Origin of the sequence: Legionella maioricensis, assembly GCF_023618015.1 — a bacterium.
Taxonomy (GTDB): Bacteria; Pseudomonadota; Gammaproteobacteria; order Legionellales; family Legionellaceae; genus Legionella; species Legionella maioricensis.
Genome location: NZ_JAJKBJ010000010.1, coordinates 103948 through 117268, shown reverse-complemented (window position 1 = coordinate 117268; position 13321 = coordinate 103948). Strand labels below are relative to the sequence as shown.

Below are 13321 nucleotides of genomic sequence, written 5' to 3'. Positions count from 1 at the left end.
GTTTAATCTTTTTATTGCATCTTAGGGGGAAGCGTTTTTTTTTGCAAATAAAATAATTTAAGGTGCATGCAGTGTACAACGCTCTTGATTGGCAGGTTCACTGGCAGTGGAAGAGGGTGCTTTAAACAGTTTATCGTAATGCGTCTCCTGGGTAAGGTCAGTTTGAGATAAATCGGTACTTTTATCCAACAGGTTATGTAATAAGCAATGACTTTCGTCATGAGGGATTAATTCAAAACGCCTGGGTTGGCTACAATAATATTCCAGCTCATTTAACGTGGTGTGTGCCTGAGCATCTTCTTCAACAAAAGCCCAGTGATATAATTCTCCCCGGACAATTTCGATGAGTGACAACAGGTATTGTTTCAGTTCGCCCATTTTATTGTCCAGCCAATTACAGATTAAGGTAAGGCCTGTTGCGCTGGAGGAAAATATAAGACCAAGTGAATTATCCCAAGCCCCTCCAGCAGTAACCAGTATTGTTCCCAGTGCATAGGCAATAAGACGACTTATTGGATTGATAACCGACAGGCTTAAACGAAAAGACAAAGAGCCCAAATCAAAAAGAGGGAGAATTAGAATGTTTTTAATGAGTTGGAGTGGAGGCAAGAACACAAAACGAAGAATATTAATCCCGATATTGATTAGTAAACGATCGGAAAAATGCCCTAATGGGGAAGCAAAACCATATAGGCGTGATATTCTAAAATCAGCAATATAATTGTTGAGAGAGGGTCTTTGAGCAATATTAAGGAATAATTGTCCTATAGTTTTAATATTGCCTAGAGTCGCCAGTAATTTACGAATAATATTCGTAATGCCGCGAAAGGGGATATGAATTAAAAGGGCACTGATCTCAAGCAAAGGAATAGTCAAAATGGTTAGCAATAAATCGATGATGGCAGTAAAAAATTGTTTCGCCAGTCGTTTTGCCAGGGAGCCACTTTTTCCCCAGCCACGGACAAAGCCATCTTGATAGCCGTAATAGTACCCCTCAAAAAATGGGGCAATGACTAATTTAGCTGTGTTAATAACACATTTTAAGAACCATTTACATGTTCCAAGTAACCAGTCGTCACCAGGATGCATAATAGTATCGTATACCGCCGCGCCACCTTTTCCGCCTAAGGCTGCGTAGTTGGTGTAGGGAAAATCGCCCATTTCCTTTTGCAGAGACGGTATTGCTTTGGTGATGCCATATCCGAGGCTTAATGCCAGGGCAGCAATAATAGCTACTTCAGCGAGGTCGTCTTTAAGAATGCTTACTGCATCTATAAAAAATTTATCCAGATTACCGCCAGCAACTGTTGCTTGCCAATAAGTAATTGATGCAGAAACAGCTTCAGCCCTTGTTCCATGACTCATCCAATGAGCCAGTTTTTGAGTGGGTTCGATTCCGGAAACCAGCCCTTTTAAATGCAGTTTTGTTAAAAGGTCAGCCAGGGCATTGGGAGCTAAAACGGCTCCTGCCCCATATACATAAGCCGCCATAGCTAAAGATCCCACTATAGGATTACGTTCTCCAGTATCTATAAACAGCCCTACTATATGGCGAAGAAGTCCCAAAGAACGATGTAAGGGGTTGTTATAGGCATGGGGACTGGGTGGGTGATTGGCGCGGGCGATAACATATGGACTGTTATTAATGTGTTCTTTAATAAATCCCTCAAGAGTTTGTCCATTAGCTAAAAGTCCATTACTTTCCAGTGCCTCATGTACAGAATTCCTCTTTTGGAGAGGCAATCTGCTGGATGTAGGGGCGTCTTGATTCTGAGCGTTTTGCGGATGCGTTGCATGGACCTGGTTAAAAAACTCCTCTTGTAAGTCATGAACTATATAGTGTCCAATACTCTTGAAGAAATTTTTAAAAAAGATAGGGATACGTGAAGCGAAGCCCTTGATTTTTAAACTGGCTCGTTCAGGTAAATAAATGTGTCTTTTGCTTATTTGACTCAACGTATATAAGTCCTGACCTTCCGGTAAGGGATAAAAAAGATTATCTTTAATAAAATAATTAAGTTGAACCAGCTTATTATTCAGGCGCAAAATGATTTGTTGATGCTTTGCTAATACAACCCAATGATCATTGGCTAATGGTCCTAATATTCTTCTTGCTTCTTTGAGTGTTCTTGCTTGTATGGGTTCTTTACTGCTGTCTGTCAGCCCCATGACTAATTCATTTAAACTGGCATAGCCTTTTTGTGCAAGCCCCTTTAGTTTGTAATAAGGAGTTATTTGGGTGATGGAAACTCCATTAGAACGATAGGATACGTCCGTTTTATGAGTGGGTTTCTCCGTGCTTGATAAATATTCCATCCAATCTTGACCGTCGCGCCATAATTGACGAAAAAAAGCTTCCAGTTTTGCGAATCTATTTGCCGGGAGGTCACTTAAGCTAGGTGCGGGAATTAATTTATAATGTTGGCAAATTGTTCTTAATGCATCGTCCAGATCGTTACTGTTGTGCCCAATATGGAGTTCACTATCCCACACAAAACAGGGATTAGACTCCTTTCCACATGTTATTGTATCGGCGCATTGTTTCGTCGCTACGGTGCTCGAATCCGCATGTACTGGCGTCGAAAGAAGCCTATTGTTTTTTTTCCTCTTTATTTTAGTAAAATCCATTTGATCCTGTCGGGAAACAGCATGAATACGATTGAATTGATGGTGTTGTGCCGCTTTATGGGCATCGTAGAGTAAATAACCCAATGCCCCTTCTGAAACGATGGGGCTATTTGCCAGCATTCGATTGCCGTCCCTACAGAGCTCAATAATGGAAATAACTTTTCTTCTTAATGCTTCATGGCCGATATGATCGTGGCTTTTTAAACGACGTTCTTTTTTTAGGAGAAGAGTTAGGGAATTAATGCATTCGTTGGCCAGTTGAAGTTTCTCTTGTTGAGCAGGACTAAGGGGTTTTTTATAACTCTCCGATCGGATACGATAACGTTGAATTTTATCGATTGTATCTGCGACTAATGATGAAGGGCGTTCCCCGGGAAGCAGTTTTAATAGTTGAGGATCATGGGTAAACAACATTAGCTGGACAGTTTTTTGATTATGGTTCGCGATTAATCGTATTCTGTCCCCTCCTGGAAGGAGGTATTCCATGTTATAAAATCCATACAATACCGTACCTGCCTCTTTACTGAAAGCACTTCCTGTTATCGTAGGCATTGCTTTATGACTATACGGTTTGATTTGTAGAGGAATGAGAATCTGTGTTTGGCCATTGGTAGTTTGAAAGTCTGACATAAAAACCATTCCTTGTTTTTATAGCATTCAGATTACTTGATTTTCCAAGAAAATAGCAAGTGAAGAATGAGTAAAATTTTATGTTTGCTCCACACAGGTTATATTCATTTACGGCTGGAAGTTTTAGGGCGTGGCTGATAAAATGTGTTAAAAATAAACAGGAATCAATTTTAATGACTAGTTATTGTGGATATATTGCTTTGGTCGGGAGACCAAACGTAGGGAAATCAACATTGCTCAATCGTATTTTAGAGCAAAAATTAAGTATCACTTCTAAAAAACCACAAACAACGCGACACAGTATTTTAGGGATCCGTTCGGAGGGAGATCATCAGTTTGTTTACGTGGATACCCCAGGTATTCATCAAGGCAATAAAAAAGCGATGAATCGTATGATGAATAAAACGGCTATTAGTGTACTGCGTGATGTTGATGTGGTTGCCTTTGTGGTTGATGGAACCCATTGGGAAGAAGAAGATGAATATGTATTGGGTTTAATCAAACAATCGAAAGTGCCTTGTGTTTTGGTGGTCAATAAGGTGGATAAAATCACTGATAAGACGCAATTACTACCTTGGATGGAACAAATGAGTCAACGGCATGAGTTTGCTGCCATTATTCCCTTGTCGGCAAAAACAGGGGTACAGGTGGATGAACTTCAGGCTAAGCTCATTGATTATTTACCTGAAGGCCCACATTTATTCCCCGATGATCAATTTACTGATAGATCTGTAAAATTCTTATGTGCTGAATTACTTCGAGAAAAAATTTTCCGCTTTTGTGGTCAGGAGTTACCTTATTCAGTGACTGTGGATATTGAATCATTTAAAGACGAAGGGAATCTTGTGCGTATTCACGCGTTGATCCTGGTAGAGAAAGACAACCACAAACGCATGGTCATTGGTGATAAAGGACAAAAATTAAAAGAGATGGCGACGAATGCTCGTCTGGATATGGAAAAAATGTTAGGAAAGAAAGTTTTTTTACAATGCTGGTGTAAAGTTAAATCAGGCTGGGCGGATGATGAACGCATCTTAAAGCAACTTGGCTATGACTAAGTCGTTACAGGCTTGGGTGATACACAAACAATGGTCCGGAGATACCAGTGCCAGAGTGAGTTTTTTTACTCGTGAATCGGGATTGATTCAGTGCCTTTGCAAAGGAGGGCGAACGCCTAAAAAGCAATCTCTTTTGCAGGCGTTTACTCCTTTATGGGTAGAGATTGATGAACGTTATGATCGTTATTATACTCGAACCATTGAAAGCATTTCTCCCATGCTTCAGTTAGAGGGCAATTCTCTTTTTTCAGGATTGTATATTAATGAACTTCTCTATTATGCATTGAGTCCTGTATATCCAGATGACGCATTATTTAATGCCTATTTAATGACTCTAAATGGTTTAGCCTTAGTTTCAGACCGATTAGGGGTGGAGTCTTTATTACGTCGTTTTGAGTGGGCTTTGCTCAAAACGTGCGGGTATTCTTTTTCTCTGACTCAGGAGGCTCGAACCGGTGCGTTAATTGATGCGGAGCGCCACTATCAATTTGTTGCGGGTGAGGGATTTATAGCCGTCAGTAAAGGTATCCCCGGCGAACATCTGCTCTCACTTGCAGAAGATAATTTGAATGATGAGGTTTTACTAAAATCAGCAAAACAGATTATGAGAGCAGCCATAGATCACCTTTTGGGAGGCAGGGAGATTAAAGCACGCGCTTTATATGGATGAACGTTAATATTGACCTGTGAAAGAAGTCTATTATACTTTTCTTTTTATATTTTTATGGTGCAGAATGAATAAAGAATTATTGTTGGGCGTTAATATTGATCATGTTGCAACAGTGCGCCAGGCTCGCGGAACACGTTATCCTGATCCGGTTCAGGCCGCAATGGATGCAGAAGAAGCAGGTGCTGATGGTATTACTCTGCATATGCGAGAAGATTTGCGCCATATTCAGGCACGTGATGTGCGCTTAATTAAACAAGTGCTGCAAACACGAATGAATCTTGAATTAGCGGTTACTGAGGCTATGCTGGATTTTGCAGAAGAAATTTTACCTGAGCATACCTGTTTAGTTCCTGAAAAACGTGAAGAATTAACTACAGAGGGTGGACTGGATATTTTAACTCACCAGAAGACGGTAGAGCATGCAGTGAGACGTTTGCAAAAAATGGGTAGCGAAGTGTCTTTGTTTATTGATCCCGATATGGAGCAGATTAAAGCTGCTGCAGAAATTGGTGCCCCAGTAATTGAGCTACATACCGGCTGTTATGCTGATGCAACCTGTATAGAGAAGCAAAATAGTGAGTTAGAGCGAATTAAACAAGCTGCAAGCTATGCTGCGAGTTTAAATCTGATTGTTAATGCGGGACATGGGTTGAATTATCACAATGTTAAACCCATTGCCGCAATTAAAGAGTTACTTGAACTTAACATAGGACATGCCATTGTTGCCCGAGCCTTATTTTGTGGATTTAAGGAGGCAGTAAGACACATGCGCCAATTAATGCAAGAAGCGAGACTTTATGTCAATGACTGACGTGATTGTTATCCGGATTACCGGAGATTCTCTTAACAGCAGGCTCTGCAAGCCCAACATCATCAGAGTTAAATCTGGGTGAGGGGCTGGGGCGAGTAAAACGACCTCCAGATATCTTTTCTAAATTTTCTTTTTTCAATTTTCTTTTATTCTTTTTTGGATTATCAGATTTTTTCATGACTTCATCCTATAAAAAAGAGCTATTTTAATTTATAGCTCATTTGATGGATCTCTATTGATCCTAATCTGACATTTATTTAATGAGAATGCTATGAGTTCCTGGCTTTGTTAATCAAATATCTTCATTGAAAACTTCACATTTCCGTGGGTAGTTTTACCCATCCATTTTTTGCTCTCTCTGTTTTAAGATGTGTCACTTGGATGTTATTGATGACAAGTGAGCGCTAAGACTAGAACCGTCATTGATTTTCATCAAACCTTCAAGGAAATTCAGCGTCGCTAAATAAAGAGCAGTAAGACCTGTACCTCATTAGCGAATTAGTTTATTTATTCGAGTGGTTAGAAAATGGGAAAAGTATATTACTGGCAAGGCATTATAGGTGATGCCTCACGATTCGCACCTTATCATGAAATCATTCATAAGTTGGTACAGGGTAACTATAAAGCAGCAGACCTGGATTTAAAAAAATTAAAAGGACACTGTGTTTACAGTGTACGCGTTAACAAAAGTGATCGCCTGATATTTACGACATTCAAGAAAGAGGGAAAATCTTATTTAGTTTTATTAGATATAGTCTTAAACCATGATTATCAAAAGTGTCCTTTCTTAAAGGCTAATGTATTAAAGAATTACCTGGAAAAGAACGCGCCAGTAATTGCAAATCAAATAGAGCATAATGATTTTATTGATACGACAGAAAGCGGTTTATCGGGAGAAGACCTTACCGACACTACCTCTTTACAGTATGTGCCTCTTGCCTATTACAATCAGATGTATATTGAGTTCAATGAGGAACAACAAACAGCAAGAGGAGCCACACTGCCCGCTGTAATTAGTGGTCCGCCTGGTTCAGGTAAATCCTGTGTTGCGTTGTCTCTTTTAGAACAAGCAGTTAATCAAAAAGCGTATGAAGGTGGTCCCATACTGTATATCACCCAGTCTGAACCTTTAAAAAAGATGCTGGAAGCGGGATGGAATGAATTACCTGTAGCACAAAATTTACGCCCCAAGACCGTACAATTTCGTACCTATACTGAACTTTTAAATGACTGCATACCTGATATCACAACACAAAAAATCGTTGGTGATCAGCATTTTCAAGTGTGGTTTGAAAACTACAAAGCCAGACTAAAACACCGAAAAAGCACTTCTTTTGACTTGGATAGCTTTGGTAAACAGACGTCTTTAATCTATCGAGAGTTACGGATTCTCACTGCTTATAAAGCTGAGGAGTATTTCAACCTGGGGGAACGACAATCCTTAATTTCTGATCGGGAAAAGAGACAATGGCTTTGGGAAATGGCTCAGGCTTATTTAGCTCATTTGGAAGAAACCCAATGCATCCATCCGGCATTTTATTCAATAAAAAGTAAACCCAAATTTTCTTTCGTGGTAGTAGATGAGGCGCAGGATTTATCACATCGTCAGTTAAAGAATCTACGTGACTTAACCGAAGGGTATCAAGTGGCCGCATGCATGGATACGCATCAAAGTCTGGAAGATGAGCAATCAAAACGTGATTATTTATTGCAAATCTTGAGCGAAGGTTATTCTAAAGCAGCACATTTCGCATTAAATGCAACGTATCGTTGTCATCCTGTTATTGTGGAATTGGCGAACAGGATTATTGAAGTTAAAAATACTCTGACTGGAGGTATCGCTGATAAAAAAGAATTTAAAACTATTGTTTCTGCGCCTAGTTTACAAGATGAAAAAGGTTTTGTTGAATGGCTTAATAATTCTTCAGCGGCAGAACTGCAAAAATTACGTCACAAAGAACTTGTGGTGGTGACGTATGAAGAGTTTAAAGATGAAGCGATTAAACTATTTCAAACCCCGCTGGTATTTACACCCGAACAAATCAAAGGACTTGAATACAAAACAGTTGTTGCCTTTCGCTTGTTTGACAAAGAGGAATTCAAACAGGCCAATGTGTTACTGAAAAATAAAGTCAGCGAGGGTAGCTTGGTTGCACCAAAGCATCGTGCCAAACAGGGACATAGGGATATAAGTTTTGGACCATTATTTAATAGGGTGTTTACTGCGTTTACGCGTGCTCAAAACCATTTAATCATTGTCCAGGATTTAAAGCAGCTAACTCACTTGAGCAATTTATTGCAGAAAACCGCTATAAAGCAGGAAACTACTGTGTTTACTGACCTTGCATCAGATACGCAAATCGATTGGCTTAAGGAAGCTGATAAACAACGGCAGTATGGAAATGAGGAAATTGCCAGAAAAATTGAAACTGAGAAACTGCAAGAGAACAGTAAGCCGGTTAAGCAAAAAGTAAAGCAGCCTTATATAATAAAATCGAACAATAAAAAGACCTCGAATATACAACTGAAAAAGGAAGACCATCCTTCTGCCTCTACGGGACTTAAGTTGCCCCAAATTTTTTCCAGAAAAACGCTTATTAATCTGCTTAAAGATCCCAGTATTGAAGACTTTTTTAAGCTTAATGTAAAAGGGAATTCTTGTGGCTTTATTGATTTTATCAAGAAAGAAGATAATCAAAGACTGTTAGCATCTGTACTCGGGCAACATGATGAATTAATCAAAGTAGTAGTAGAAGGTTTGCAGAGTAATTTTGATGGACGTTTTCTTTCAATGGTTCTATTGGAAAGGGATTTATTGAAAAAGTTACTTACAAACATCCCTCAGCTATTTCTACATTTATCTCCTGAATTTTTAACAAAAACATATTCTTTTGATAAAGAAGAAAGCACACCTTTCTTAACTTTATCAAAATCTGGCGAAGGGCGTTCTATATTAGAATTGTTGTTTTTACGCGCCCCGCATTTAATAAAAAATTTTTCAGCCTCTGATTTAACTACCCCTTTTAATCAGCCTGACAATTTTCCTTTATTTTATTTAACTCATGATTTTCATTTTGGTGGCGAGGCTGTACTGACATTAATGTTGAAACAGAATCAAAAATTGGTTACAGAAATATCTGCTTCTGCATTCATGAAGCCCCGTTCTACGGAATTATTTTCGAATACCTCGCCGTTTTACTGGTTGAGTGTTTATGGAATAAGTTTATTGAATCAATGGATTGAAGCAAATCCACAATTAATCACAAGCCTGTCCCTTGAAGAATTAATGGATTCACTCTTCTCCAATACTTGGAATCCCGCCTTTTATTGGTTAACGATAAATCAGGAAGCGTTGAGAACATTCAAGTTAATATTAGAATTGAAACCTGACTTTATCTCCTATGTTCCTGCAAAGCGTTTAGCTGAACAATTGACTCGACAAAATAGTGAAGGTGTTTCTCCATTATACTCATTAAGCACCCATGCAGATGGATGTCAGTTACTAAACTATTTTTTAAAAGTCAAACCAGAATTAGCAAAGTATATTTTTCCTGCTGATTTAGAATTTGCTAATACAGAAAATCGCAACACGTATGGAGATTCTCCGCTGTATTGGCTAAGTTCGAGCGTTGAAGGTCGAAGTGTCTTAAAGAATTTATTTAGCTTAAATCAAAATCTTGCACGATTCCTGGAGTTAGAAGGCCTGATACGCCCTCTGATAATGACTAGACGTCAGGGGATAAATTTATCAACTATAAATACCTCTGCTCTTTACTGGTTAACGACTAAATTTGACGGTCGTCAGTTGCTTAAAGCGTTACTTGATATAAACGATAACCTGGTTAAGGGGATTTCGCTTCAAGAATTATTACGTATGCGAACAGCAGAGGCGGGTAAAGAGGCTAACACCACCGCATTCTATTATTTAACGTCTGATCTAACAGGGCATAAAATTTTAAATATGCTCGTGGAAAAAAATCCTGGATTCATAGCAGGGCTATCGTTAGAGGATTTAACTCGTTCTTTAACTGAGGCGGCCGGATTATTTGCAATAACCTCACCATTGTACTGGTTAGCTTACCATTATAATGAAGAAAGTAATTTATTGGACCTATTTTTAACTCCAGAAATAGAGAAAAATCTTACGGCTGAAATATTAATTAGTAAAAGCAACATCGATGAAGGGCCACTTCCTAATTCTATTTTAGGTAGTTTAAGTCGTAGCCAAAAAGGGTTGGAAAAAATAACTCAGCTATTCACGAAATATCCAAACCTTTACGAAGATTTTCTAACTCGTTTTTTAAATGGTTTTTCAGGAAAAGGTTTACCTTCTGCTTGTGGTACTGTTCCTTATTACTCTCTTATGCTAACCCCGGAGGGACGACTTATACTGGGCGATAAATTACGGCGAGAGCCATCCTATGTGAAATTTTTTCCTGTTCAAGATTTATTAATAAAAATCGGAGCTCCTCTGAGTAGCTTTGAGTTTACTCCTCTTCAACTTCTGTGCAGTGCAAATTTTGGTATTCAATTGTTGGTTGCCTTACTGGAGGCAAATTCAAATTATATTAGAGACATCCCAGTCACGGCATGGACAGATGTTGTAACTACAGCGACGCTAACCAATGCATTTTGCCTACATTGGTTAGCACGTAGTGAAGAGGGGGTAAGTGTTTTAAAGCGGTTATGCTTTGAAAATGAAGCGATGGTGAAACAGATTTCAATCGAAGTCTTACTAAACCCAGTATTTTGCAACCAAACTAAAGAGCAAACTACTTTATTATTTTTGTTAATCTGTAAGGCCAGTGGACGTCAGCTGCTTACCTATTTACGTATGAAAAATCCTGAATTAAGAAAGCAATTGACTGAGGACTATGAATTATTAGATGAGCTTGATATTACTCAGATGAGAGTCCCAAGCGATAATAAAACGCTATCTTCCACAGAGTCCACCTCTTCACAACCTTCATCAGCAGAATTTAAAGAAACAGGTTTGATGGGTAAGAATTTAAGGCTGTTTAAACCAGCTAGTGAAGAGAAAGAGGACACTTCATCCAAGCCAGATAAAATTACAAGAATTAGTTAATATTAAAAATCTTAAAGGCAGATTAAGCAACCCTCTTTAGAGCTAAGGCCGGCTGGCCAAAGTTAAAGGGGGTAACATTTTCTGGATTACGCTGTACTCATCCAGGCTAAAAACTCAATAAATTTATTTAGTAAAATTATATTCGCCTTCGAGTGCGCCAAAAGTTATCTCTTCTATTAATTTGAAATGACTTGCGATATGCGCTTGATAAGAGGGCAAACGCTTCACTTCTTCTGGGATAGCTTGCTCATAAAACTCCAGTAAATTGCTTTTCTCTTCTAATTCTCCGCTAAAAAAGCTCAGTGGTCTTATCACCTCAAAAAATGAATGATGCCCAAGAGCAATTGTAGAGGATGCAACTAAAATCCCTAACAGTTGATATTCTGTTTTAGAAAGCATTACAAACGAGTTAATTTTGCTTACGGTTTTTCCTATGCCACCTGATGCACCAGAAATAACAGGTAAGTAATGTTCTCTAAGCCATAGTGCCATAAGGCTATCTTCCTTAGCTTTATAGTATTGTCGGGAGGGATAGTGGGGCAATGAAAAAAAGTCTTTTAGGCTATCAGGCGTATTCTCGGAAGATAAAATACCTAAATTTCGGGTTTCTTTTTCACTATCTAAATCGGTGATTTCTATCACGCCTCTGTTTTTATCTGAAAACAGATAAGCGGGTCTCATTTTTTTTAAAAAAATGGCTTCCCCGTATTGTTTGGATTTAAATAATGAATGTTGGGCTAAAGTACTTAGCGAGGTTATTTCTCCAGAGTTTTCCAGTTCTATTTCGGGTAGTTTTATTGAAGTAAGCACCATGATGCGCTCGGCAAAATACTTACAAAAAGTATCAAAGGCAACTAGCGACTTAGATCCTTTGAGTGCATTCATATCTTTTATCTCTGGACATTCTTCGACTAATTGCGAGAAGACCGAAAATAGCACTCTATTGAACATGGAGTTTTCAGAATTGCTAGTAATTATCTGTTCAACTGCTTCAAGTACTTTATTAATAAGTGGTTGGAAGATCTCTGGGTGTTCAATAAAGTATTGGGCGAGATAGCTTTCAAATAAACATACCTCAATAAGATTTTTTTTATCATCAAATGTCATAATATAGCCAAATTATTCAATTATTATCAATTCGGAGCTGAAATAAATACATAGTGAGCGCAAACAGATATTTATTCTCTAAAGTCTTATCTAGGGCTATTGAATAAGTTATTGAGTAAAGAGTTTTGCTTTCATGGTCTTGTTGGCCGCGAGCCCGGCTTCCCAACTAACATTCAATTTGATCTAATAATTCAATCTGTTCATTAAGATTTACCACCAGATTTTGCCAATATACAGGCGTATTAAACCATGGGAAACTCAAAGGGAATGCTGGATCAGTCCAGCGTTTTGCCAGCCATCCTGAATAATGCAGCATGCGTAATGTACGTAATACCTCAATTAAGTGGCGTTCGCGGGGGTTAAAATCATGGAATTCACAATATCCCTGTAAAATCTTCGCCAGTTGCACCTCCATTTGTTTTGGTTCGCCCGAAAGTAACATCCAAATATCTTGCATCGCCGGGCCAGTGAGGCAATCGTCTAAGTCCACAATATGAGGGCCTGATTCGCTCCATAACATATTTCCTGCATGACAATCACCGTGTAAGCGTATTGGAGCAATGTGACCAATGCATTCAAATATCTGCTTGATTCTTTGTAAGGCCGTTTCGACTGTTTTGCAAAAATTAGGTTTTAAATAATCCGGAATAAAATTTTGTTCAATGAGAAATTCATAAGGCTCCTGACCATAACTTAGAGCATTTAGCTGGATGCGATGTTGAAATGACCGGCAGGAACTGATGCCATGTAAACGTCCTATAAAGCGTCCCATCCATTCTAATTGTTCGCTATTATCCAATTCTAGAGGGCGGCCGCCGTGTCTGGGGAAAAGTGCGAATCTGAAATCCAGATGATGGTGCAATGTTTGACCATTTATAATTAGGGGTGCAATAATGGGAATTTCATGTTGTACTAATTCGAGTGCGAACTGATGTTCTTCTAAAATCGCCTGTGAACTCCAGCGATGGGGTCTATAAAATTTCACGATGAGGGGGGGCGCATCTTCAATTCCTACTTGATAAACCCGGTTTTCATAGCTATTGAGCGCGAGTAAGCTGCCTGTGCAAAGAAAACCTGTGCTTTCAATTGCATCCAAAATAACATCGGGAGCGAGTCGCTCATATGGGGTTTGATTCTGGTGATTCAAATGAGAATCCTCTGATGGGTAAGTATAGGGATGCATTATACAGATTGTTTGTAACAAGCGTAGGCAAAAAAAAAAACAGAAGAGGCAAGGCTGCTGTTGAAGCGCTGCTCCAGTCGGGGAAAAGAAGAATACGTTGAAAGAGCAATGCGTGACATTGAGAAATTTATTTAGTGTTCTATTTGGA

The 13321-nt window shown here is 38.8% G+C and carries 8 protein-coding genes; 4 read left to right on the top strand and 4 right to left on the bottom strand.

The window, feature by feature from the left end; translation table 11 throughout:
- Positions 1-57: 57 nt before the first annotated feature.
- Positions 58-3258, bottom strand: coding sequence for a hypothetical protein (locus tag LOX96_RS09965; RefSeq protein WP_250421762.1), 3201 nt, complete (start codon positions 3256-3258; stop codon positions 58-60).
- Between the two features lie 173 nt (positions 3259-3431).
- On the opposite strand from LOX96_RS09965, the gene era reads away from it, so the two are divergent.
- From era to pdxJ, 3 genes are all read left to right on the top strand, one after another.
- On the top strand, positions 3432-4316 hold the full coding sequence (gene era, locus LOX96_RS09960) for a GTPase Era (RefSeq protein ID WP_250421761.1): 885 nt from the start codon (positions 3432-3434) through the stop codon (positions 4314-4316).
- Positions 4309-4986, top strand: a complete 678-nt coding sequence (gene recO / locus LOX96_RS09955) for a DNA repair protein RecO (protein WP_250421760.1) — start codon at positions 4309-4311, stop codon at positions 4984-4986. Before era ends, recO begins: the two co-directional genes overlap by 8 nt.
- Positions 4987-5050: 64 nt before the next feature.
- The gene (gene pdxJ, locus LOX96_RS09950) at positions 5051-5797 is read left to right on the top strand and encodes a pyridoxine 5'-phosphate synthase (protein ID WP_250421759.1); all 747 of its coding nucleotides are present in this window, start codon (positions 5051-5053) and stop codon (positions 5795-5797) included.
- Here the strand turns inward: pdxJ and LOX96_RS09945 are convergent.
- Positions 5787-5975 carry a hypothetical protein gene (locus tag LOX96_RS09945; RefSeq protein WP_250421758.1) on the bottom strand — a complete coding sequence of 63 codons (189 nt, stop codon included), beginning with the start codon at positions 5973-5975 and terminating at the stop codon, positions 5787-5789. The genes pdxJ and LOX96_RS09945 overlap by 11 nt on opposite strands.
- Positions 5976-6323: 348 nt before the next feature.
- Between LOX96_RS09945 and LOX96_RS09940 the strand changes: the two genes are divergently transcribed.
- Positions 6324-10883, top strand: a complete 4560-nt coding sequence (locus LOX96_RS09940; RefSeq protein ID WP_250421757.1) for a DNA/RNA helicase domain-containing protein — start codon at positions 6324-6326, stop codon at positions 10881-10883.
- Between the two features lie 123 nt (positions 10884-11006).
- On the opposite strand, the gene LOX96_RS09935 is transcribed toward LOX96_RS09940, so the two are convergent.
- Together LOX96_RS09935 and LOX96_RS09930 are read right to left on the bottom strand one after the other, a co-directional pair.
- The gene (locus tag LOX96_RS09935) at positions 11007-11990 is read right to left on the bottom strand and encodes a hypothetical protein (protein WP_250421756.1); all 984 of its coding nucleotides are present in this window, start codon (positions 11988-11990) and stop codon (positions 11007-11009) included.
- Positions 11991-12156: 166 nt separating this feature from the next.
- Positions 12157-13137 carry a serine/threonine protein kinase gene (locus LOX96_RS09930; RefSeq protein WP_250421755.1) on the bottom strand — a complete coding sequence of 327 codons (981 nt, stop codon included), beginning with the start codon at positions 13135-13137 and terminating at the stop codon, positions 12157-12159.
- Positions 13138-13321 lie beyond the last annotated feature (184 nt).